This is a genomic window from Xanthomonas sp. CFBP 8152, from assembly GCF_014199025.1.
GTDB classification, from domain to species: domain Bacteria; phylum Pseudomonadota; class Gammaproteobacteria; order Xanthomonadales; family Xanthomonadaceae; genus Xanthomonas; species Xanthomonas arboricola_B.
Genome location: NZ_JACHNO010000003.1, coordinates 359,574 through 382,120, shown reverse-complemented (window position 1 = coordinate 382,120; position 22,547 = coordinate 359,574). Strand labels below are relative to the sequence as shown.

16 protein-coding genes and 2 pseudogenes are annotated in these 22,547 nt (G+C 65.3%); 6 read left to right on the top strand and 12 right to left on the bottom strand.

Annotated elements, in window-relative coordinates; genetic code table 11:
• Positions 1 to 6 precede the first annotated feature (6 nt).
• Positions 7 to 2,562: a DNA mismatch repair protein MutS gene (mutS, locus tag FHT09_RS13365; protein ID WP_308686690.1), complete on the top strand. Its 2,556-nt coding sequence runs from the start codon at positions 7 to 9 to the stop codon at positions 2,560 to 2,562.
• Between the two features lie 43 nt (positions 2,563 to 2,605).
• Here mutS and FHT09_RS13360 read toward each other — a convergent pair whose 3' ends face one another.
• On the bottom strand, positions 2,606 to 3,250 hold the full coding sequence (locus FHT09_RS13360) for a glutathione S-transferase family protein (protein ID WP_104607293.1): 645 nt from the start codon (positions 3,248 to 3,250) through the stop codon (positions 2,606 to 2,608).
• Between the two features lie 57 nt (positions 3,251 to 3,307).
• A pseudogene (locus FHT09_RS13355) lies at positions 3,308 to 3,992 on the bottom strand (YafY family protein).
• 78 nt (positions 3,993 to 4,070) lie between these two features.
• Between FHT09_RS13355 and FHT09_RS13350 the strand changes: the two are divergent.
• Both FHT09_RS13350 and katG read left to right on the top strand, forming a co-directional pair.
• A complete protein-coding gene (locus FHT09_RS13350; protein ID WP_208409067.1) occupies positions 4,071 to 4,694 on the top strand; it encodes a DUF937 domain-containing protein in 624 nt (207 codons plus the stop codon).
• Positions 4,695 to 5,126: 432 nt separating this feature from the next.
• On the top strand, positions 5,127 to 7,373 hold the full coding sequence (katG, locus tag FHT09_RS13345; protein ID WP_104607291.1) for a catalase/peroxidase HPI: 2,247 nt from the start codon (positions 5,127 to 5,129) through the stop codon (positions 7,371 to 7,373).
• Positions 7,374 to 7,906: 533 nt separating this feature from the next.
• Here katG and FHT09_RS13340 read toward each other — a convergent pair.
• Positions 7,907 to 8,314 (bottom strand): RNA-binding S4 domain-containing protein, encoded by a 408-nt coding sequence (locus tag FHT09_RS13340; RefSeq protein ID WP_016903197.1) that lies wholly within the window; start codon positions 8,312 to 8,314, stop codon positions 7,907 to 7,909.
• A 315-nt stretch (positions 8,315 to 8,629) separates the two neighbouring features.
• Between FHT09_RS13340 and FHT09_RS13335 the strand changes: the two genes are divergently transcribed.
• On the top strand, positions 8,630 to 10,105 hold the full coding sequence (locus tag FHT09_RS13335) for an MATE family efflux transporter (RefSeq protein WP_104607290.1): 1,476 nt from the start codon (positions 8,630 to 8,632) through the stop codon (positions 10,103 to 10,105).
• A 332-nt stretch (positions 10,106 to 10,437) separates the two neighbouring features.
• Here FHT09_RS13335 and rplS read toward each other — a convergent pair whose 3' ends face one another.
• The 7 genes from rplS to ffh all read right to left on the bottom strand — a co-directional run bounded on the left by rplS (position 10,438) and on the right by ffh (position 16,200).
• On the bottom strand, positions 10,438 to 10,845 hold the full coding sequence (gene rplS, locus FHT09_RS13330) for a 50S ribosomal protein L19 (protein WP_005989873.1): 408 nt from the start codon (positions 10,843 to 10,845) through the stop codon (positions 10,438 to 10,440).
• A gap of 144 nt (positions 10,846 to 10,989) precedes the next feature.
• Positions 10,990 to 11,748 carry a tRNA (guanosine(37)-N1)-methyltransferase TrmD gene (trmD, locus tag FHT09_RS13325; RefSeq protein ID WP_039512252.1) on the bottom strand — a complete coding sequence of 253 codons (759 nt, stop codon included), beginning with the start codon at positions 11,746 to 11,748 and terminating at the stop codon, positions 10,990 to 10,992.
• 69 nt (positions 11,749 to 11,817) lie between these two features.
• Complete coding sequence (rimM, locus tag FHT09_RS13320) at positions 11,818 to 12,330, bottom strand: ribosome maturation factor RimM (RefSeq protein WP_016901486.1); 513 nt, start codon at positions 12,328 to 12,330, stop codon at positions 11,818 to 11,820.
• Positions 12,331 to 12,374: 44 nt separating this feature from the next.
• Positions 12,375 to 12,635: a 30S ribosomal protein S16 gene (gene rpsP, locus FHT09_RS13315; RefSeq protein WP_011036396.1), complete on the bottom strand. Its 261-nt coding sequence runs from the start codon at positions 12,633 to 12,635 to the stop codon at positions 12,375 to 12,377.
• A gap of 97 nt (positions 12,636 to 12,732) precedes the next feature.
• Positions 12,733 to 13,530 (bottom strand): aminotransferase class IV family protein, encoded by a 798-nt coding sequence (locus tag FHT09_RS13310; protein ID WP_104607289.1) that lies wholly within the window; start codon positions 13,528 to 13,530, stop codon positions 12,733 to 12,735.
• Positions 13,521 to 14,591, bottom strand: a complete 1,071-nt coding sequence (locus FHT09_RS13305) for a nitronate monooxygenase (protein ID WP_104607288.1) — start codon at positions 14,589 to 14,591, stop codon at positions 13,521 to 13,523. The genes FHT09_RS13310 and FHT09_RS13305 overlap by 10 nt, the downstream gene beginning before the upstream one ends.
• Positions 14,592 to 14,823: 232 nt before the next feature.
• Entirely contained in the window at positions 14,824 to 16,200 is a 1,377-nt protein-coding gene (ffh, locus tag FHT09_RS13300; protein ID WP_046342053.1) for a signal recognition particle protein, read from the bottom strand.
• Between the two features lie 396 nt (positions 16,201 to 16,596).
• On the opposite strand from ffh, the gene ccsA reads away from it, so the two are divergent.
• Complete coding sequence (gene ccsA / locus FHT09_RS13295) at positions 16,597 to 17,388, top strand: cytochrome c biogenesis protein CcsA (RefSeq protein ID WP_104607597.1); 792 nt, start codon at positions 16,597 to 16,599, stop codon at positions 17,386 to 17,388.
• A 51-nt stretch (positions 17,389 to 17,439) separates the two neighbouring features.
• On the opposite strand, the gene FHT09_RS13290 is transcribed toward ccsA, so the two are convergent.
• On the bottom strand, positions 17,440 to 18,489 hold the full coding sequence (locus FHT09_RS13290) for an aldose epimerase family protein (protein ID WP_104607598.1): 1,050 nt from the start codon (positions 18,487 to 18,489) through the stop codon (positions 17,440 to 17,442).
• Positions 18,490 to 18,729: 240 nt separating this feature from the next.
• Between FHT09_RS13290 and FHT09_RS13285 the strand changes: the two are divergent.
• Positions 18,730 to 20,005 (top strand): annotated as a pseudogene (locus FHT09_RS13285) (alpha-L-arabinofuranosidase C-terminal domain-containing protein).
• A 129-nt stretch (positions 20,006 to 20,134) separates the two neighbouring features.
• On the opposite strand, the gene FHT09_RS13280 reads toward FHT09_RS13285, so the two are convergent.
• The gene (locus FHT09_RS13280) at positions 20,135 to 22,324 is read right to left on the bottom strand and encodes a ricin-type beta-trefoil lectin domain protein (protein ID WP_258077249.1); all 2,190 of its coding nucleotides are present in this window, start codon (positions 22,322 to 22,324) and stop codon (positions 20,135 to 20,137) included.
• Positions 22,325 to 22,547 lie beyond the last annotated feature (223 nt).

Sequence of the window (22,547 nt, the reverse complement as noted above, 5' to 3'; positions counted from 1 at the left end):
CCCCTGATGAAGCAATTTTTCGCCGCCAAGTCGGACTACCCCGACCTGCTGCTGTTCTTCCGCATGGGCGATTTCTACGAGCTGTTCTACGACGATGCGCGCAAGGCCGCACGGCTGCTCGACATCACCCTGACCCAGCGCGGCAGTTCCGGCGGTGCGCCGATCCCGATGGCGGGCGTGCCGGTGCATGCCTACGAGGGCTATCTGGCGCGGCTGGTGGCGTTGGGCGAGTCGGTGGCGATCTGCGAACAGATCGGCGACCCGGCGCTGGCCAAGGGCCTGGTCGAGCGCAAGGTGGTGCGCATCGTCACCCCGGGAACGGTCACCGACGAGGCGCTGCTGGACGAGCGCCGCGACACCTTGCTGATGGCGATCGCGCGCAGCAAGCAAGGCTATGGCCTGGCCTGGGCCGATCTGGCCGGCGGGCGTTTTCTGGTCAACGAAGTGGACAGCGTGGACGCGCTGGAAGCGGAAATCGCACGCCTGGAACCGGCCGAGCTGCTGGTGCCCGACGAAGACAACTGGCCGGAGTTCCTGCGCGGCCGCGTCGGCGTGCGGCGGCGGCCGCCGTGGTTGTTCGACGCCGACAGCGGCCGGCGCCAGCTGCTGGCGTTCTTCAAGTTGCATGACCTGTCCGGCTTCGGCATCGACGACAAGCCCTGCGCCACCGCGGCGGCTGGCGCGCTGCTGGGCTATGTCGAGGAAACCCAGAAACAGCGACTGCCGCATCTGACCTCCATCGCCATGGAAGTGGCCAGCGAGGCGATCTCGATGAACGCGGCCACGCGCCGGCATCTGGAGCTGGACACACGCGTCGATGGCGACACCCGCAACACCTTGCTCGGGGTGCTGGACAGCACGGTCACGCCGATGGGCGGGCGCCTGCTGCGGCGCTGGCTGCACCGCCCACTGCGGCTGCGCGAGGTGCTGGTACAGCGCCACCACGCGGTCGGCAGCCTGATCGACAGCGGCGCCGATACCGACGTGCGCGAGGCCTTCCGCGCGCTCGGCGATCTGGAACGCATCCTGACCCGCGTGGCCCTGCGCTCGGCGCGCCCACGGGATTTTTCCACCTTGCGCGATGGCCTGGCGCTGTTGCCGAAGGTGCGCGCGATCCTCGCGCCACTGGATTCGCCGCGCCTGCAGACGCTGTATGCCGAACTCGGCGAGCACGATGCCACCGCGCACCTGTTGATCAGCGCGGTGGCCGAACAGCCGCCGCTCAAGCTCAGCGACGGTGGCGTGATCGCCACCGGCTACGACGCCGATCTGGACGAGTTGCGCCGCCTGTCCACCAATGCCGATCAATTCCTGATCGACCTGGAACAGCGCGAACGCGCCAGCAGCGGCATCGCCACGCTCAAGGTCGGCTACAACCGCGTGCATGGCTACTACATCGAGATCAGCAAGGGCCAGGCCGAGAAGGCCCCGCTGCACTACAGCCGCCGGCAGACGCTGACCAACGCCGAGCGCTACATCACCGAAGAACTCAAGAGCTTCGAGGACAAGGTGCTGTCGGCGCGCGAGCGCTCGTTGTCACGCGAAAAGCTGCTGTATGAAGGCCTGCTCGACGCACTCGGCGACGAGCTGGAAGGCCTCAAGCGTTGCGCGAGTGCATTGAGCGAGCTCGACGTGCTGGCCGGATTTGCAGAACGCGCGCAGGCACTGGATTGGTCACGTCCGGAACTGGACAGCACAGCCTGCCTGCGTATCGAACGCGGCCGCCACCCGGTGGTGGAGGCGGTGCGCGACCAACCGTTCGAACCCAACGATCTGGAGTTGCATGCCGACCGTCGCATGCTGGTCATCACCGGCCCCAACATGGGTGGTAAATCGACCTACATGCGCCAGAACGCCCTGATCGTGCTGCTGGCGCATATCGGCAGCTATGTGCCGGCCAGCCGCGCGGTGATCGGGCCGATCGACCGCATCCTCACCCGCATCGGCGCGGGCGACGACCTTGCGCGCGGGCAATCCACCTTCATGGTGGAAATGGCCGAAACCAGCTACATCCTGCACCACGCCACGCCGCAATCGCTGGTGCTGATGGACGAGATCGGCCGCGGCACCTCTACCTACGACGGCCTGGCGCTGGCCGATGCGGTGGCGCGCCACCTGGCGCACAGCAACCGCTGCTACACGCTGTTTGCCACGCATTACTTCGAGCTCACCGCCTTGGCCGACCAATCGCATGCCGGCGGTGCCAGCGGCATCGCCAACGTGCACCTGGACGCGGTCGAGCACGGCGAGCGCCTGGTGTTCATGCATGCGGTCAAGGACGGCCCGGCCAATCGCAGCTTCGGCCTGCAGGTGGCCGCACTCGCCGGCTTGCCCAAGGCCGCCGTGACCCAGGCGCGGCGGCGCCTGGCCGAATTGGAACAACGCGGCGGCGAAAGCCATGCCTCGGAGATGGCGCCGCAGGCGCTGGATGCGCCGCAGCAGTTCGGGCTGTTCGCGCCGCAGGCCAGCGCCGCGCAGGAAGCGCTCGCGGCGCTGGACCCCGACGAGCTGAGCCCCAAGCAGGCGCTGGAAGCGCTGTACCGGCTCAAGGCGCTGCTGTGACGCCAAGGCCTGCAGTCCGCATGCCGGACCGCAGGCCGGCCGCTCACACCGGGGCGGCCGGCGGGTGCGGGTTCGGATGCGCGGCGCCCAGGCCGTCGTCGATGGCCTGGGCGCGCCGCGCCGCCGGCCGCGTGCCGTGGCGCTGCGCGAAGGCCACGAAGGCCGGGCGCGGGGCCAGCGCGCCGATGCGCAGGTAGAAACCCAGGCAAGCAGCGACGTACAGATCGACCGCGGTGAAATGCTCGCCGGCCAGATGTTGGCGGCCCTCGAGTGCGGTTTCGAGCGTGTGCAGCAGATCGGCCTCGTTGCCGTAACCGGCACTGTGCGACGGCGCCAGGGTGCCGCTCTGCCGGGCGGTCAGCAGCGCCTCGAACGGGCCGGCCATGAACATCAGCCAGCGGTAGTACGGCCCGCGCGCGGCCGATCCCGGCGGCGGCGCCAGCTGCCGCTCCGGCACCTGCTCGGCCAGGTAGGCGCAGATCGCAGCGTTCTCCGTCACCACGGTGTCGCCGTGCACCAGCGCAGGCACCTTGCCCATCGGATTGATCGCCCGATAGGCCGGCGTCTTCATGTCCGCACCGTAGTCGAGGATCTCGTGCCGGTACGGCAGACCGGTTTCCTCCAGCATCCAGCGCGCAACGCGGCCGCGCGACAGGGGGTGGGTGTACAGCACGTAATCGATGGCCATGGCCGGGTTCCGCTGGGAAGGGACGCCAGTGTGGGCGACCCTTGCTGACACCCGCTGTCAGCAGCCGACGCCGTGGCCGGTTGCCGCGCGCCAGCGCTGGATCAGCAGCGGGCGGCGCGAGGGATAGCGCTCGCCGCCGTCGGCCAGCGCCCGCACCCGGTCGGCGCGGAAGTGGCGGAAATCGCCGCGCAGCTCGCACCAGGCGGCGATCATGCCGTGGCCGCCCAGAAAGGCCATCGCGAATGGCCAGATCTGCCGCTGCGACACCTGGCCACCGACATCGACATACTTCATCCGCAGCACGTGTTCGCGCCGTATGCCACGGCGCAGGACCGGCAACCACGGTGCCGGCGGCGGCGCGTCCCCGAGGTCCGGCACCAGCAGGCCGCTGGTCTCGATCGCCAGCCGCAGGTCGGCCGGCAGCGTGGCGGCGATCCGCGCGGTCGCACGCTGCGCCGCCTGCGCCAGTTCCGGATCGGCCTGGCGCGCGACCCAGCGTGAGCGCTTCCAGCTCGTCGGCGGTGAAGTTCAGCGCCGGCAGCAGGAAGCCGGGGCGCAGCGTATAGCCCACCCCGGGGTCGCCGAGGATGTCGGCGCCCTGCGCACGCAGGGTCGCGATGTCGCGGTAGAGCGTACGCAGGCTGACCCCGAGCGCATCGGCCAGATCCGCGCCAACGACCGGCCGGCGGCGCCCGCGCAGGGCATCGAGCAGGTGCAGCAGACGGGTGGCGCGCACAGTCATCGCGACAGCATAAGGGCTTTTGCTCCCTTCCTAACCGGCGGCGGCGTAGTGTGCGCACGAACGACCCCAGACCCAGGAATGGTTTCCATGAGCACCTCTCTGACCCAGGAACTGAGCACGCAGCTGCAGGGCGCGCCGGTGCAGCAGATCGCCGATCGCCTCGGCGTCGACCCGGCGCAGGCGCAACGCGCGGTCGCCACCGCCCTGCCGCTGCTGCTGGCGGCGCTGGGCCGCAACGCGCAACAACCGGAAGGCGCCCAGGCCCTGCTTGGCGCGCTGCAGCGCGACCACGCACCGGCCGCCGCCGGCAACGGGCTCGGCGGCCTGCTCGAGAGCGTGCTCGGCGGCGGTGGCGCGCAGGCCGATGGCGCCGGCATCCTCGGCCACGTCTTCGGCGGCCAGGCGCCGCAGGCCAGTGCCGGGCTCGGCCAGGCCACCGGCCTGGACACCCAGCGCTCCGGCCAGCTGCTGCAGATCCTGGCGCCGATCGTGCTGGCGTTCCTGGCCCGGCGCTTCCTCGGCGGCGGCGGCACCGCCGATGCCGGACAACTCGGCCAGGCGCTCGGCCAGGAGCGGCAGCAGGTCCATGCCGACAGCGGCCTGTCCGGCCTACTGAGCAGCGTGTTCGACCAGGACGGCGACGGCAAGCTCGGCGTCGGCGACCTGCTCAAGCTGGGCGGCGGGCTGTTCGGCAAGCGCTGAGGTACCGCCGCTGCCTGGGCGCTTCGCCGCAGCACACCGCTCCCTCCCGCGGCGACGGCATCGCCTCCGATGCCGTGGGGTTCGCCCTGCTCCTCGGGCAACCGGCGGCGCGGTGGCCGTGATGCCGGCAACGCGAAAGCGTTCGACAGGGCCGTGTGATCGATGCGCAGCGGCCAGGCCGAGTGCCCCGCAAGCAAGCCGCATGACGATTGAGGCCATCTATCGCAGTATTTTCATCAATCAATTTTATCAACCGCCTGGTTACCGATAGTCTGCCTCTACCGAAACCGGTCCGGTTCCGCTCCACGTCCGCTCCGTCGTCCCGCCCTCAGGGCGCCGCCGCAGGGAGCCGCCGGGCGAATCCAGGCCAGTCTTTTTCCGGCGTCCGTCCCGTTACCCGGGCCGCGCCCCGCGCAACGAAGGTAGAGAGCGATGACCACCGAAGCCAAATGCCCGTTCAATCACACCGTCGTCGGCAACGGCACCACCAACAAGGACTGGTGGCCGCAGCAGTTGCGCGTCGACCTGCTGAACCAGCACTCCGCGCGCTCCAATCCGTTTGATGCGGCGTTCGACTACGCCAAGGCCTTCGCGGCCCTGGACCTGGAGGCGCTCAAGCGCGACCTGCATGCGCTGATGACCGACTCGCAGGACTGGTGGCCGGCCGACTTCGGCCATTACGGCCCGCTGTTCGTGCGCATGGCCTGGCATAGCGCCGGCACTTATCGCATCGGCGACGGGCGTGGCGGTGGCGGTCGTGGCCAGCAGCGTTTCGCACCGCTCAACAGCTGGCCGGACAATGTCAGCCTGGACAAGGCGCGCCGGCTGCTGTGGCCGATCAAGCAGAAGTACGGCCAGGCGATTTCCTGGGCCGACCTGATGATCCTCACCGGCAACGTCGCGCTGGAAAGCATGGGCTTCAAGACCTTCGGCTTTGCCGGTGGCCGCGAAGACACCTGGGAACCGGATCAGGACCTGTACTGGGGCCGCGAAACCAAGTGGCTGGGCGGCGACGAGCGCTACTCGCGCGGCTCGCCGGGCGTGGACGAAGCGCACGGCGTGCTGGTGAAGGACGACGACAGCGAAGTGCCGCACACCCGCGATCTGGAAAATCCGCTGGCGGCCGTGCAGATGGGCCTGATCTACGTCAACCCGGAAGGCCCGGACGGCAAGCCCGACCCGGTCGCCGCCGCGCGCGACATCCGCGACACCTTCGCGCGCATGGCGATGAACGACGAAGAGACCGTGGCGCTGATCGCCGGCGGCCACACCTTCGGCAAGACGCACGGCGCCGGCCCGGCCGACAACGTCGGTGCCGAGCCGGAAGCCGGCGAGCTGGAGAGCCAGGGCCTGGGCTGGCACAACCGCTACGGCAGCGGCAAGGGCGCCGACACCATCACCAGCGGCCTGGAAGTCACCTGGACCACCACCCCGGCGCAGTGGAGCAACGACTTCTTCGACCATCTGTTCAAGTTCGAGTGGGAACTGAGCAAGAGCCCGGCCGGTGCGCACCAGTGGGTGGCCACAAATGCCGACGCCATCATTCCCGACGCGCACGATGCAGCGAAGACGCATCGGCCGACCATGCTGACCACCGATCTGGCGCTGCGTTTCGACCCGGCCTATGAGGCCATCTCGCGTCGCTTCCACGAACACCCGGACCAGTTCGCCGACGCCTTCGCCCGCGCCTGGTTCAAGCTCACCCACCGCGACATGGGCCCGCGCTCGCGTTACCTGGGCGCCGAGGTGCCGAGCGAAGAATTGCTGTGGCAGGACCCGGTGCCGGCCGTCGACCACCCGCTGGTCGATGCGCAGGACGCCGCCGCCCTCAAGCAGACCATCCTCGATTCCGGCCTGAGCGTGGCGCAGTTGGTGTCCACCGCGTGGGCCTCGGCATCGACCTTCCGCGGTTCGGACAAGCGTGGCGGCGCCAACGGCGCACGCATCCGTCTGGCACCGCAGAAGGATTGGCAGGCCAACCAGCCCGCGCAGCTTGCACAGGTGCTGGGCACGCTGGAACGTATCCGGGCCGACTTCAACGGCGCGCAGTCGGGCGGCAAGCAGATATCGCTGGCCGACCTGATCGTGCTGGCCGGTAATGCCGCGGTCGAACGTGCCGCACAGGCCGCTGGTCACAGCGTCACCGTGCCGTTCGCACCCGGCCGCACCGATGCCTCGCAGGAGCAGACCGATGTCGAATCGTTCGCGGTGCTGGAACCGGTGGCCGATGGCTTCCGCAACTACGCCAAGCAGCGCTATGCGGTGCCCGCGGAGGCATTGCTGATCGACAAGGCACAGCTGCTGACGCTGACCGCGCCCGAGTTGACCGTGCTGGTCGGCGGCCTGCGCGTGCTCGGCGCCAATGTCGGCGACTCCGGCCATGGCGTGTTCACCACCCGCCCCGGCGTGCTGAGTAACGACTTCTTCGCCAACCTGCTCGACATGCGTACCGAGTGGAAAGCCACCTCCGAATCGAAGCAGGTCTACGAAGGCCACGACCGCAGCACCGGCGAAGCCAAGTGGACCGGCACGCGCGTGGATCTGGTGTTCGGTTCCAACTCGATCCTGCGTGCGGTGGCCGAGGTCTATGCCAGTGCCGATGCACAGGAGAAGTTCGTCCAGGACTTCGTCGCCGCCTGGACCAAGGTGATGCAGCTGGATCGTTTCGATCTGGCGTGAGTGGCAAGGCGCACGCCCTCGTGCGTGCGCCTCCAGCAGTGTTGAACCACACGCAACAGATCGACTCGGCACTGAAGACGTCAGTGGAGCGGCGGGTCTGCGGTTTGGCTGCAAGGCCCTTGCCCGCCCACCATCGCAGGACACGCCGCAAGTACGTCCATGTAGGCTCTTACGCGGCATCCATGCCGCGTAAGGTCCCGCGACGGTGAGCGGACAAGGACCAGTCGAGATGGTCGGTGTGCCTGGTTAGGAGCAGAGCATGATGCGCTGGTCGGATTACTGTGCGGCTTGCACCACCTACCTGGCGCCAAACGTGGGCAACACCGCCACCACGCGACCGCCGGCCAGGTCTTGTGAGCCGTTCTCAAGCTTCTGATCGACGGTTCTGCACCTGGATACATCGCACACCGCAACAGAAAACGGCGCTTCCAACCTCAATCGGGAAGCGCCGTTCTTTCTTGAGTGAACGACACGACGGAGATCCAGGCGTTTCTGTTTCCACCATCCAATTCGCAGCGGACAACCACGCAGCGCTACAACGCGTCGATATCGCCCAGCGCGTTGATCAGCCGGCGTGCGCGCTTGTCCGGCTTGCCCTCGGGTGCGCGATAGCCGGTGCGTTCGGCGGCGCGCTGCAGCCGCCATTGCGCACGCGCCTCGCGTGAGGCATCGCTTTCCACGTACAGCGTCTGTGCGACCGGTGCCGGGCCACGCACATCGCTCAGCGCGGCGACGGTGATTTCGAAGATCTCGCCGCCGCGGTCGATGCGCAGCTGCTCGCCGCTGCGCAGCGTGCGCGAGGGCTTGGGCCGCTGGCCGGCGACGTCCACCTTGCCGTTGTCCACCGCCGTCTTGGCCAGGCTGCGCGTCTTGAAGAAGCGCGCCGCCCACAGCCAGACATCCAGCCTGACCGTCGTCGCTTGTTCCACCAGTTGAGTCATTGCGTTGTGCTTGCCGTCGGTTCCAAAGGGCTGCGGGCCGCTGCCGTGATCGCCACTGCATCGGCGCGTCGCAACGGGCTGCGTTGAGCGGGAAATATCTGGGCAAGCCCGCTGTAACTCAAGCGTCGCTGCCGTCTAAGTACAGCCTACCTTCCACACTCTGGCTGACTCATACAGACTGACCCGCACAGCGTGCGTCGTGTCATCGGCCTGGCGGCTTCACGCTCCTGCGGCAGTTGCTATTTGCCTGGCGACAGCGCGCCTCACACCTGCCAGTGCTAGTGTTCGCAGCTTCTGCACCACGGCCCGTCTGCGATGCCCAAATCCGCTGTCCTGACCGAAGGCCCGATCGGCAGGAATCTGCTGCTGTTTGCGATGCCGATCCTTGCGGGGAACATCGCGCAATCGCTCAATGGCTCGATCAATGCGATCTGGGTGGGCCGCTACCTCGGCGAGGCGGCACTGACTGCGGCGGCCAATGCCAACAGCATCATGTTCTTCCTGATCGGCTCGGTGTTCGGCATCGGCATGGCCTCGACCATCCTGATCGGCCAGGCGATGGGCGCGCGCGACATCGCACAGGCGCGCAAGATCATGGGCACCAGCGCCAGTTTCTTCGGCGGGCTGTCGGCGCTGATCGCGGTGCTCGGCTGGTTTCTGGCGCCGCATCTGTTGACCGCGATGGGCACACCGCCGGCATCGCAGACGCTGGCCGAGGAGTACCTGCGGGTGATCTTCCTGGCGATGCCGCTGATCTATGTGTTTGCGTTCCTGTCGGCGGCGCTGCGCGGTACCGGCGATGCCCGCACGCCGTTCCGCTTCTTGCTGGTGTCGGTGGTGCTGGACATTGTGTTCAACCCGCTGCTGATCTTCGGTCTGGGTCCGTTCCCGGCGCTGGGCATCGCCGGTGCGGCCTGGGCCACGTTGCTGGCACAGGCGGTGGCACTGGGCGGTTTGCTGCTGTATCTGCGCAGCAAACGCCATGTGCTGTGGCTGGGGCGCGCCGATCTGCACCTATTCCGCATCGCGCCGGCGATCCTGCGCGCGCTCATCGTCAAAGGCGTGCCGATGGGCCTGCAAATGGTGCTGATTTCGCTGGCCATGATCGCGATGATGACGCTGGTCAACGGCTTCGGTACCGACACCGCAGCCGCCTACGGCGCGGCGCTGCAGCTGTGGACGTATGTGCAGATGCCGGCGATGGCGCTGGGCGCGGCGTGTTCGACGATGGCCGCGCAGAACGTGGGCGCCGGCTTGTGGACGCGCGTGGATGCAACCGCACGCACCGGCATCGTGGCCAACTTCCTGATGACCGGCGTGCTGATCGGGCTGCTGATCGTGTTCGATCGCTGGACGCTGGCGCTGTTCCTGCCCAGCGACAGCCCGACGCTGGAGGTGGCGCGGCATCTCAATCACATCGGTATCTGGTCGTTCCTGCTGTTCGGCGTGAGCTTTGTGGTTTCCGGCGTGGTGCGGGCCACCGGTGCGGTGATCCCGCCGCTGCTTATCCTGGCGTTCGGTCTGTGGGGCGTGCGCGTGCCGCTGGCAAACGCCTTGATTCCGCATCTGGGAGCCGACGGCATCTGGTGGAGCCTTCCGATCAGCTCGCTGTGTTCGATGCTGCTGTCGCTGGCGTATTACCGCTGGGGCGGCTGGCGCAAGGCACGCATGCTGACCACGCCGGCAGATCCTGCGGAACTGGCCGCCGCCGCCGAAGTGCAGGCGCATCCGGCCTCGCCGGTTGCCGACACCGCGCCCATCGCAGGCGCGCCGCAGCCCCGCCGGTACTGACGTCCGCTGGCCCAGCCGGGTAGCGCGCTGTCACACCGGCCGACATCACGCGCGAAAGCAGGAGCCGGACGCCGCGTTGAGATGATCCATGCCGCGCGGACGCTCGTGCGTAATCGGCCGGGCCCCACTGGTGCAACCGCTTACCGGCGCGCTACAGGGAGGTCCCGCCCACTGCGCAGCAACCGCGCGCTCACGTGCAAACCTATGAGCATCGCGTACGCAACCGGCGAATCCCTAATCTCGATTCCCGATTCCCCATTCCCGATTCCCACAACGCAAACGGCCGCCCGAAGGCGGCCGTCTGGCAACAGCAGGGCAAGCCTGCCAGTGACTTACTCAGCCTTGGCAGCAGCCTGGCGAGCGGCCTTGGCCTGTGCAGCGGCGGCCAGATCTTCCTTGATGCGGGCAGCCTTGCCTTCCAGACCACGCAGGTAGTACAGCTTGCCGGCGCGCACCTTACCGCGACGCTTCACTTCGACCGAGTCGATGATGGCGCTGTGGGTCTGGAACACGCGCTCGACGCCGAAGCCGTGCGAGATCTTGCGCACGGTGAACGCGGAGTTCAGGCCGGCGTTCTTGGTACCGATCACGACGCCCTCATAGGCCTGCACGCGCTCGCGGTTGCCTTCCTTCACCTTGACGTTCACCACGACGGTGTCGCCCTGGTTGAACTCGGGAAGCTTGCGCTGAATCTGGGCGGCTTCGAAGTCAGCCAGGATGGTCTTGTTGAGTTTGCTCATAATGGGCACCGCGTGTCTGGTGATATTGGACCGGCAGTCGCCGCACGGCGATTGCTCGAGGTTCGTAGGAGGACCAGACGCAAGGCTGGCCAGCAAGCCGCATATTGTACCCCAATCGATAGTGCAAGAGCTAGGGGTGAGCCCTTATTTCTCGTCGCCCGGGGCGAGTTCGCGGCGAAACTCGTCCAGCAGACGGCGATCGTTCTTGTCCAACCCGGCCTCATCGAGCAGGTCCGGGCGACGCAACCAGGTCCGGCCCAGCGACTGCTGCCGACGCCAGCGCGCAATTGCAGCGTGATTGCCCGAGCGCAATACCTCCGGCACATCGCCCCAGTCATGGGTCGATGGATGGCTGTAGTGCGGGCAGTCGAGCAGGCCTTGCGGGCCTTCGAAACTGTCCTGGGCTGCGGATTCGGCGTCGTTCAACACACCCTCCTGCAACCGCGTCACCACATCCACCAGCACCGCCGCGCCAAGCTCGCCACCGGACAACACGTAGTCGCCGATGGAGATTTCCATATCCACCGCCTGCGCCAGAAAGCGCTCGTCCACGCCTTCGTAGCGCCCGCACAGCAACACCATGCGTGGCAACTGCGCCAGCTCGCGAGCGAGCGGCTGGGTGAGCGGGCGCCCCTGCGGGCTGAGATAGATCACCGGCGCTGGACGTTCGTCTGCCGCTTGCACCGCGTCCAGGCAGGCCCGCAACGGCTCGATCAACATCACCATGCCGGGCCCGCCACCGAACGGACGATCGTCCACCCGGCGGTAATTGCCCTGCGCATGCTCGCGTGGATTCCAGCCCTGCAATTCCAGCAAGCCACGCTCCTGCGCCCGCCCGACCACGCCGAACGCCGCGCATTGCGCGATGAACTCGGGGAACAGGCTGATGACGTCGATGCGCACTGGGGAATCGGGAATCGGAAGTGGGGAATGGGTAAAGCAAGAGCGGAGCTGCGCGATGCGCCATTCCGGTCAGAAATCCGGATCCCAGTCCACCACGATCAGGTTGGCTTCAAAGTCGACCGACTTGACGAAATCCGGCAGCACGAACGGCACCAGCCGCTCGCGATCGCCGCGCACCACCATCACGTCGTTGGAGCCGGTGGAGAACAGGTGCGACACCGTGCCGAGCTTGACGCCTTCGACGGTTTCCACCTGCAGCTCTTCCAGATCCACCCAGTAATATTCATCGGGCTTGGGTGGCGGCAGCACGCTGCGCGCGACGTAAATCTCGGTTCCGTGCATGGCCTCGACGGTATCGCGGTCGGTGACGTCGGGGAACACCGCAATCAGATTCTTGCCCTGATCGCGCCCACGTACGCCGCTCACGACCGATTCCTGCCCCGAGGGCGTCCGCACGATCCACGGCTGGTACCGGAAGATCGCACTGCGCGGCTCGGTCCAGGATTCGAGCTTGAGCTCGCCCTTGACACCAAAAGCGCCGACAATCCTGCCTAACAGGATGCGGCGCTCGGTCGGCTTCATCTGTGTCGACTCTGGGCCAGGCGGTGACGCCCGGCGCTCCAGGATCAGGCCGCAGCGGCCTGGGACTTGGATGCTTCGCGATACAGGTTACGCACCTTGTCGGTCAGCTGTGCGCCCTGGCCGACCCAATGGTCGACGCGTGCAACGTCCAGCACGACGCGCGGTTCTGCGCCCTGCGCAACCGGGTTGTAGTAACCCAGACGCTCGATGTTGCGGCCGTCGCGCGCGCTGCGCACGTCGGTCACGATGATGTGGTAGAACGGACGCTTCTTGGCGCCGCCGCGGGTCAGTCGAATCTTGACCATGGTGTCGTTTTCCTGAGTTGCCCAGTCGCCAGAGTGGCGCGGTAAGCCGGCGATTATAGCGGGCTCCGGCGGCGAAGCCAAGTCACCCCGGAATCGCTCAGATCGCTTGCCAGGCCTGGGACTGCAGGGCCTGCTCCAGCAATGGCAGCTGCGCGCCCCGCGCCGGCCATGACGCCGATCCGGCTTGCACGATCGTCTGCTGACCGCGCGCGTTGCAGCTGAACGCGCCATCGAAGCTGCCCAGTTCGCTCAGCATGACCGGGCGAAACTCCTGCTGGATACCGAGCGTTTGCAGGCCTGCCTGCAGCAGACGCTGCTGGGTGCCGGGCAGCGCCGGCCCTTGCGGCCACACCACCCTGCCCTGCTGCCACACGCCCAGATTCCAGAAAGTGCCTTCCAACAGATGCTCGTGCGCGTCGATCAGCAATGCATCGTCGTAGCCGGCCGCCATGGCCTGGCGACGCAGATGCAGCAGCGCGAAGGTGCCGACATGCTTGTGGCGGGGTTGCTCGCGCACATGATGGACCGGCTGCACGCGCAGCGCAGTGGCCGGCGTTCGGGCTGCAGGCGCGATGGAGATCAGCACATCGAGTGCAAGCTGGCGCGACGGATCGCGCAGGTCGAAATCCTGCGCAAACACGGTGATGCGCACGCTGGCGTCTTCGCGGTTCGCAGACGACAACGCAGCGCGCAACTGGGCGCGCAGGCATGCCTCGTCGATCGATGCACCGAACAAGGCAGCGCCGTCGTGTTGCAGCCGCTGCAGATGCAGGTCCAGCCCGCGTACCGCACCGGCGCGCACCTGCAGCGTGGTGAAGTGGCCGTAATTGATCAATGCGGCCGCGCCCAACTGCTGCGCTGTCGCCACTGCGCCGTTGCAGAAGATCAGCGGCACAACAGCGCCTGCGCTTCAGCCCACCACCGGGTCACCAGGTGCGCGGCAGGCTGTGCCGGTGCCATCCAGGCCGATTGGCCGGCCCAGGCCTGCATGGCGTCCAGGCGGTTGTCGCGCGCGGCGGCCTGACGCATCGGTGCGGTCAGCGCGCGCTGTACCGGATACGGCGCCGGCACCGGCGCCTGCGCGGCGATGGCAGCACGCACATAGGGCGTCGCGAGTGCACGCCCCAGCCGACCGGAAAATGCACGGGTCGGCTGGGTCTGTTCCGGTTCGGCCTGGGCCAGGGCATCGGCCCAGGCGTTCGGTAGCGCGGCCTCGGGCGTGCGCAGCAGGCCGGTACCGACCTGCACGGCGCTTGCGCCCAGCATCAGCGCCGCGGCAATGCCGCGCGCGTCGGCGATGCCGCCTGCGGCGATCACCGGGATGTCTAGGTGATCGACCAATCGCGGCAGCAAGGCGAACAACCCGGTCATCTGCCGCTCGGCCCGACCGGCGTCGAACGCACCGCGATGCCCACCGGCCTCGGCACCCTGCGCAACCACCGCATCGGCACCGGCCGCCTGGGCCGCACGCGCTTCGTCCAGCGTGGTGGCGCAGGCGAACCAGGCAATGCCGGCACTTTTCAACCGCGCAACCTGATCGGGCCGAAACACGCCCATGATCGATGAGGCCACGGTAGGCCGCGTAGCGAGCAAGGCCTCGAACTGGGCATCGAAGTCGGCCGGCGTTGCATCGCCCGCCGCCTCGGGCACCGGCGGCCCCCAGTGCGACAGAAACGCGCGCATGCGCGCCTCCGCAGCGGCATCGCGCACCGGTGCCGGATCGGGAATCCACAGATTGACCTGGGCAGGCCCGGCACTCGCTTCACGAAACGCCGTCATCCACGCCACGATGTCCTGCGGCTGCGACAGCACGGCGCCCATCGCGCCCATGCCGCCGGCATCGGCAACGGCCGCCGACAACGGCACCGGGCAGGCACCGGCCATGGGGCTGAGCAGGATCGGAAGGCCTAAACCAAAACGCCGCTGGAAGGCGTCGATCTGCGAAAACGAACCCATCGTGCGCGCCCTGAAGTCATGATCAGGCCATGGTACCCGCGCGTGCATCCGACGTCCGCTCGGCGCATGCAGGCGGAATGCGCGATCAATCCAACGACCCTGCGATCACAGATCGCTGCGCCACGCCCGCACCGTCCAGCCAGCGCCCGACTGCAGCGCCGGCTGACAGCCGGCAAGTTCAACGCCAGGCGCGCCTGGTGAGACACTCACCGCGCGCGTCGCCGCTCGAAACTCAACGGAACGGCATGCCGCCGCGGCCGCCCATGGCGCCCATCATGCCCTTCATGTTGCGCATCAGGCCCTTCATGCCGCCGCCGGCCAGCTTGCCCATCATCTTTTCCATCTGCTGATACTGCTTCATCAGCTTGTTGACATCGGCCGGCTGCATGCCGGAGCCGCGGGCGATGCGGGCGCGGCGCGAGCCGTTGAGCAGGGCCGGGTTGCGGCGCTCCTTCTTGGTCATCGAATTGATGATCGCGATCATGCGCGGCACCTCCTTGCCGGTGACCTGCTGCTTGACGTTGTCCGGGATCTGGCCCATGCCCGGCAGCTTGTCCATCAGCCCATGGATGCCGCCCATGTTCTGCATCTGCTCGAGCTGTTCCTTCATGTCGTTGAGGTCGAACTTCTTGCCTTTGGCGACCTTGGCGGCGAGCTTGGCGGCCTTTTCCTGGTCGACGCTGTGCTCGACCTGCTCCACCAGCGACAGCACGTCGCCCATGTCCAGGATGCGGCTGGCGACGCGGTCGGGATGGAACACGTCCAGGCCGTCGGTCTTTTCGCCGGTACCGACGAACTTGATCGGCTTGCCGGTGATGTAACGCACGCTCAGCGCGGCACCGCCACGGGCGTCGCCGTCGGTCTTGGTCAGCACCACGCCGGTCAGCGGCAGCGCCTCGCCAAAGGCCTTGGCGGTGTTGGCCGCGTCCTGGCCGGTCATCGCATCGACCACGAACAGGGTTTCGGTCGGATTGACCGCGGCATGCAGCGCCTTGATCTCGTCCATCATCGCCGCATCGATCGCCAGGCGGCCGGCGGTATCGACCAGCAGCACGTCGGCGAACGACTTGCGCGCATCGCTGATGGCGGCGCGCACGATGTCGACCGGCTTCTGCGAGGCGTCGGACGGGAAGAACAGCACGCCGACCTGCTCGGCCAGGGTCTTGAGCTGCTCGATCGCGGCCGGGCGATAGACGTCGGCCGAGACCACCATGACCTTCTTCTTGCGCTTTTCCTTCAGGTGCTTGGCGAGTTTGCCGACCGTGGTGGTCTTGCCCGCACCCTGCAGGCCGGCCATCAGGATGATCGCCGGCGCCGGCACGTTGAGGTTGAGGTCGGTGGCGGCCGCGCCCATCACGGCGGTCAGCTCGTCGCGGACGATCTTGATCAGCGCCTGGCCCGGGGTCAGCGACTTGAGCACTTCCTGACCGACCGCGCGTACCTTGATGCGCTCGATCAGCGCCTGCACCACCGGCAGCGCCACGTCGGCTTCGAGCAACGCGATGCGCACTTCACGGGTGGCTTCGCGGATGTTCTCCTCGGTCAGGCGGCCGCGGCCGCGCAGGCGCTCCATGGTGCCGGAGAGACGTTGGGTAAGGGACTCGAACATGCGCAAGGGACCGCGTGAGGGGAAACGGGCGTCGATTATAGCGGCACCGGCCAGCCAGCCGCCCCAGCGGCCGCCCGCCGCCCGACCGGCGAAGCCGACCCGCAAGCAGCTTCACCAACGCGCAGCAATGCGCACGGCCAGCCATAGCAGCAGCGCCAGCAACAGCAACGGCAGCTGCAGTGCCAGCGGTAAGCCCCCTGCCCGCGCGTACCGCCCCCGCACGCCAGTCCATCTCCAGCCCCCGCAGCTCGCAACTGCTTTTCCCGATTCCCGATTCCCGATTCCCGATTCCCGATTCCCGATTCCCGATTCCCGATTCCCGATTCCCGATTCCCGATTCCCGATTCCCGATTCCCGAATCCCGAATCCCAGCCCCCAATATGCGAAACTTCCACGATGACAATCGTTCTCATCGCGTTCGCCTTGTATCTGCTGGCCACGGCGCTGCTCACCCGGTCGGTGCTGCGCGATGGCAACCAGGCGCCTGCACGCTGGCTGATCCCGGCGCTGGCGGCCGTGGCGCTGCACGCCGGGTATCACGTGCTGGTGGCGCTGCGCACCGCCGGCGGGCCGGACATGCATTTCTTCGCCGCGCTATCGCTGTGCGGCCTGGGCATGGCCGCGCTGACGGCCGTGTTCGGCGCGCACGGGCGCATGGCGGCGGTGGGCGTGGTGGTGTTCCCGCTGTCGGCGGTCTTGCTGGCCTGCTATCACGCTTACGGCCACGAACCGAGCTCGGACCTGGGCTGGCGGCTGGAACTGCACGCATGGATGGCGCTGCTGGCCTACGCCACGCTGGGCATCGCCGCGTTGCTGGCGATCATGCTGTGGCTGCAGGAGCGTGCCCTGCGCCGGCGCGACTTCCACACCTGGCTGCGCGCGTTGCCGCCGTTGACCGAGCTGGAGACGCTGCTGTTCCGCACGATTACGGTCGGCTTCGTGTTGCTGAGCCTGACCCTGCTGACCGGCCTGCTGTTCGTGCAGGACTTCCTGGCGCAGCGGCTGCTGCACAAGACCGTGCTCAGCATCCTGTCGTGGATCGTGTTCGGTGCACTGCTGATCGGCCGCTGGCGCAACGGCTGGCGCGGCACCAAGGCGGTGCACTGGACGCTGACCGCGATGGCGCTGCTGGTGTTGTCGTTCTTCGGCAGCAAGTTCGTGATCGAACTGGTCCTGGGGCCGCGCTGACCGCGTTGGCCTCAGGACCTGCGGGCCTCACCGTCGTTGTGATACCCGCTCTCAGGCGTCCAGCGCAGCGCTCACCGCCGCCCACGGCTGATCCGGCCCCGGGTTGGCGAAGTGGTAGGCGATGCGGCGGCGATAGACCTGCCCGGGCCGCAGGATCGTCGACGGGAAGTGGGGGTGATTGGGCGCATCCGGATAGTCCTGCGGCTCCAGGCAGACGCCACGGCCGAGTCCGGGATGGTGGTCGTCCAGATGCTGGCCTTCGTAGAGTTGCACCGCCGGCGCGTCGCTGATGATGCGCAGCGCCACGCCACTGTGCGGCGAGTACAGCTCGGCAATGCAATCGGCCCCGGCGGCCAGCACCAAGCATTGGTCGTAGCCCTTGCCGAGCACCACCTGTTGGTGCGACGGATCAATGTTCTCGGCCAACGCTGCAGCATGGCGGAAATCGAACGGCGTGCCGGCAACGGGTGCGATCTCGCCGGTCGGGATCGATTCGGCATCTACCGGCAGATAGCGATCGGCCGGCACCCGCAACACTTGTAGCGCGGCGCGCTGATGCGGGTCGCCGGATAAGTTGAAGTAGGGGTGATGGGTGAGGTTCAACGGGGTGGCGGCATCGCATTGCGCCCGGAAGTCCAGCTGCAGGCTGCGTCCTCGCAACTGCAGCCGCGCGCGCACCTGCAGATTGCCGGGGTAGCCTTCCTCGCCATCGGGCGAGTCGTAACCGAGCAGCACCTGATCCTGCGCCTGCTCCAGCACGCTCCATACGCGCCGCCCGAAGCCGCGCAGGCCGCCGTGCAGCTGGTTACGCCCTTCGTTGGCCGCCAGCGTGTGGGTGACGCCATCCAGCGTGTAGCGCGCACCGGCGATGCGGTTGCCGAAGCGGCCGACCAGGATGTTGAGGCTGTCACCATCGGCGGCGTACGCAGGCAGATCCGGCAATGCCAGCAGCAACGGCACCGCCGTGTGCTCGGTGGTCAGCCGCAGCGCATGCAGGATGCCGCCGTAAGTGAGTACTTCCGCCTCCAGGCCGGCATCGCTGCGCAGCGTGAGCGCATGGACGTCGACACCGCCTGGCAACTGCCCGAAAACTCGCTGCATGGATCGTCCCGCCGATACTGGAAGCTGGCGAGCATAGCGGGGTAGCGCGGTCGACGACCATGCCCCGGCGCACATCCTGGCGTGCGATGCGATGACCATGTCGGCAAGGCATGCGCCAGCGCTCGGCTGATTGATCGCGGTGCAGCGACAAGCCGCCATTGCAGGCACTAGGCTAGCGACGCGCTCGCCACGCAGCGGCGTGTGATCCCCTCGATCGATCAGCACAGGAGCGCCAAGCCGATGCAATGGATTTCCCCCGCCTTGCGAATCTCACCGGGACGGCTGTTGCAGGCTGTCGTTGGCGCAGCCTTGCTCGCCAGCGCGCTCGCCGCCCCTGCGGCCGAGGTCAAGGTGACCGGCACGCTGCGCGTGGACCAGCCCAGTGCGCAGGTGTCGCGGCAGCTGTTCTGCCAGTTTGCCGAGCATCTGGGCACCGGCATCTAGGGCGGGGTGTGGGTCGGCGAGGACTCGGCCATCCACAATACGCGCGGCTATCGCAACGATGTGCTGGCCGCACTGAAGGCGATTGTGGTGCCCAACATCCGCTGGCCCGGCGGCTGTTTTGCTGACGAATACCATTGGCGCGATGGCGTCGGTGCGCCGGGCAAACGCCCGGTCAGCGTCAATCAGAAGATCCTCAAGATCACGCCCGGCCCCAACAACGACGATTACCACTGGACCGGGGTGATGATGCGCAAGGCCGGCACGCTGATGGACGGCCTGAGCCTGCATTACTACACCGTACCAGGTGGCTGGCCGCCACGCTCCTGTTCCACGGACTTCGACGAAGCCGCCTGGATCGACGCGCTGTCGCGCACGCTGGTGATGGACGAGCTGATCAGCAAACACAGCGCGATCATGAACCGCTACGACCCGGGCAAGAAGGTCGCACTGATGGTGGACGAATGGGGCACCTGGTACGCCGGGCTGCCGGATGCGAACCCGGGTCTCCTGCATCAGCAGAACACGCTGCGCGATGCACTGAGGGCCGCGCTGAACATCGATATCTTCAGCGCACATGCCGAGCGCGTGCGTATGGCCAACATCGCGCAGATGGTCAATGTGCTGCAGGCGATGATCCTCACCGACGGCGACAATATGGTGCTGACGCCCACCTATACCATGTGTTCGCGCTGTACACGCCCTACCAGGACGCCACCCAACTGCCGTTACGCCTGCAAACACCTGAGTCTCGCCACGGCGATGTCCACGTGCCCGCAGTGCACGGCTCGGCTGTCAAGACCAGGGATGAACACGTCTCTATCGCCCTGACCAATCTGGATGCGACGTCGGCCGCGAGCGTCAGCGTACAGGTGATGGGCTCCCGGCGCGCGGAGTGACCGGACAGATTCTGACCGGGCCGGCGATCACTGCGCTCAATACCTTTATGCAGCCGTACGCGGTGGAACATAAGGCGTTCAAGGGAGCACGCGTGCAAGGCAACGCGGTGACTATCGCGTTGCCGCCGCGTTCGATTGTGATACTGAAACTGGAATATCGAGAGATTTTATACTGAAGCCTGAAAGTAAATTACAACATCAGGCATCAATCATCTGCAGATAGCATCTTCCAAAAAAAAGGGGCGCTATGCGCCCCTTCAAAAATAAACTATCTAATCGAACAAAAACTAATTTAATCAAACTTATTAGTTGGGCTGCAACTCCCAAGTTTGGTTCGAATTTCCAAGACACTGCCACATTTGAACACGGGCACCGTTACGTTGCCCACCCGCCGAATCATCCAGACACTTATCATTAAGCTCGCTACGTATTTCTCCACGAATACGCCAGGCCTGAGCGCTACCGCCGTTGCACTGCGCCATTACCACGCGTGAACCATTTGCATTCAAGTTTCCAAGGACCGTCAGGCAGTTGCCACCAAACCCGCGAATGGATCCATTTTTTCCAAGCGTCCACACCTGGTTTTTTGTTTGTGCGCAATCCCATATTTGCACAACCGCTCCCGGGATATTGTCAAATCCAGCAACATCCAAGCAGCGACCTGCAGACACTTGAATTTGACCAGTGCGAGGAGAATATATCCAAACCTGATTACTACCCCGCAGATTATCCCAAGTTTGCAACTGCGATCCATTCGAAGATAACGGACCAGACACGTCAAGAACTTTTCCACCGGTCGCGATAATCGAGGAGTTATAGAAATACCAAGCCTGATTTGTACTATTCAACGAATCCCAAAGTTGTAACGGCGCACCGCTCTCAGAGTTTACACCCGCAATATCCAAAACCTTCCCAGCTGAGTTCGACAAAAGAGAGCGACCACTACGCTGCAAAGACCACTTCTGCTGCGAAAAACCATTACAACTCCAGACTTGAATGACTGATCCGTTCTGCGTGGAGCCACCAGGAATATCCAAACATCTGCCAGAAGGACCAGAAATTTGGCCGGGCGAGCTCAAATCGTCAAAAGGCACACTGGACGTACGGAATTGAATAATTTTTGGAATTGTAGAGTCAAAGGCATTCCTATTATCAGCTTCAAGCGCGACACCGCAGGGCCGGCCATAGCAGTTGGTGATCAAAGGCGATGAGTAAATATTTACCTCTCTTTGACCATTGACTCCGTAAGCCATCAAAGTGTGAAAGCTATCCACATCGCTTCTGTAACCGTAGTTTTCGCCCGTCTCATCCCCTGCTTCACGCGTGTGCCCTGAACCCAGCAGGTGACCCAATTCATGACCAAGAGTGCTGGGCGTGCAGTAGAATCCGCCATCAATGCCGTCCGAAACCTCCGCGTACGCATACCGAGAGTCTGTCGTACCGTTACGCCAAGCAACCCCGCAGCTTTCTTGCACTTCATAAAACCGCCTCACGACGGCAACAAGGTCGGCACCAACATTTTCTCGGAGCTGACGAAGAGGCCGGAATGCTGCATTAGAAGCAGTAATTCCAGTTACTTCACTCAAAGCCTGAGAATTCAAGTTTTTATCGGTATAATTAATTTCAAGCGTACCAATCAATCTATAGCGAGTATTGATTGTAGTGTTCGCAAACGCCTGATTCGCCTCTTCCACCAAGTTAGTAAGTGCAGTCTCAACCGCAGACTCCCCGCCGCGGTAATCCTTGTACCCAGTTGTATAACCCAACAACAAATCAATCGAATTCGTCGCAGTGGTACCGGCATCAGCATTTACTTGTTGCAAGCTAGTATAACCTGGTATCAAACCCGTTGAGGCCACCTGCGGTTGCAGCTTGGCAGTAACGGATGCAAGCAGCTCGCGCGAGTCGCTTTTTCGACTGGGCTTCGCAGCCTGCGTTGCAGATACGGTCGCTGCCATTACGTAAGGACGACCATCTATCGTTGAAATTTTATATACGTTTCCGCCACTGGATCCGAGGGAACCAAAGACTGCATTCTTACCGAAGGTAATAACCGACTCTTCACCAATTCCAGCACCAGGAAGGCGGCCAACCCACGTCCAATTGCCGTTTTTTCCATGTGTGTGACGAACGTACTCCATTTTGAGCTCGGCCCCGTCAGGCGACATGATGCTCATGGTTCCTTCGAGCACAGCGCGTAGTGCGTATGATTCACTCAGGTGGACGGGGTATAGGTCAAACGGGCCTTCTTTCTTTTCAGGCTTCCGGCTTTCGTAACTTAATAAAGTCCCGCTATCCGGATAGTCGAACAAACTATTATTCACAGCTACAGCGGCCATACGGCCTGCTTTAGAAGCCACCATCTTCGACCCAGAAGCAACAGGCGTAGCCTGGAGAGCGCTGCGTTGCGGAGACTCAGCCGGACTATTCCAGAAAAAACCCCCAAGACCCACACCTGCAAACAACCCCACAACCAATGCGCTCTTCTTTAACATTACAATTCCCCATCTGCCGTGCAAGCTGCTCGGCCGATCCGTCAAACATCAAAAGGCCCTACTCGTAAATGCCCGATCCATCGGGTGATTCCCATCCCCGCGCGGCACCTCTTGTTTACGAGCTCTTCCATTGCACGCATGCTGTTCACCATGCGCCGCCGAACAAGCAAATTAGCCCCGTATCAGCAGCGTCTCACTTCTTATCGGCCCCGGCCCAGATTGC

Coding starts and splice junctions, on each gene's coding strand:
- mutS (WP_308686690.1), top strand. CDS start 7: ATGAAGCAATTTTTCGCCGCCAAGTCGGACTACCCCGACCTGCTGCTG.
- FHT09_RS13360 (WP_104607293.1), bottom strand. CDS start 3,250: ATGGCCATCGATTACGTGCTGTACACCCACCCCCTGTCGCGCGGCCGC.
- FHT09_RS13350 (WP_208409067.1), top strand. CDS start 4,071: ATGGTTTCCATGAGCACCTCTCTGACCCAGGAACTGAGCACGCAGCTG.
- katG (WP_104607291.1), top strand. CDS start 5,127: ATGACCACCGAAGCCAAATGCCCGTTCAATCACACCGTCGTCGGCAAC.
- FHT09_RS13340 (WP_016903197.1), bottom strand. CDS start 8,314: ATGACTCAACTGGTGGAACAAGCGACGACGGTCAGGCTGGATGTCTGG.
- FHT09_RS13335 (WP_104607290.1), top strand. CDS start 8,630: ATGCCCAAATCCGCTGTCCTGACCGAAGGCCCGATCGGCAGGAATCTG.
- rplS (WP_005989873.1), bottom strand. CDS start 10,845: ATGAGCAAACTCAACAAGACCATCCTGGCTGACTTCGAAGCCGCCCAG.
- rimM (WP_016901486.1), bottom strand. CDS start 12,330: ATGAAGCCGACCGAGCGCCGCATCCTGTTAGGCAGGATTGTCGGCGCT.
- rpsP (WP_011036396.1), bottom strand. CDS start 12,635: ATGGTCAAGATTCGACTGACCCGCGGCGGCGCCAAGAAGCGTCCGTTC.
- FHT09_RS13305 (WP_104607288.1), bottom strand. CDS start 14,591: ATGGGTTCGTTTTCGCAGATCGACGCCTTCCAGCGGCGTTTTGGTTTA.
- ffh (WP_046342053.1), bottom strand. CDS start 16,200: ATGTTCGAGTCCCTTACCCAACGTCTCTCCGGCACCATGGAGCGCCTG.
- ccsA (WP_104607597.1), top strand. CDS start 16,597: ATGACAATCGTTCTCATCGCGTTCGCCTTGTATCTGCTGGCCACGGCG.
- FHT09_RS13290 (WP_104607598.1), bottom strand. CDS start 18,489: ATGCAGCGAGTTTTCGGGCAGTTGCCAGGCGGTGTCGACGTCCATGCG.
- FHT09_RS13280 (WP_258077249.1), bottom strand. CDS start 22,324: ATGTTAAAGAAGAGCGCATTGGTTGTGGGGTTGTTTGCAGGTGTGGGT.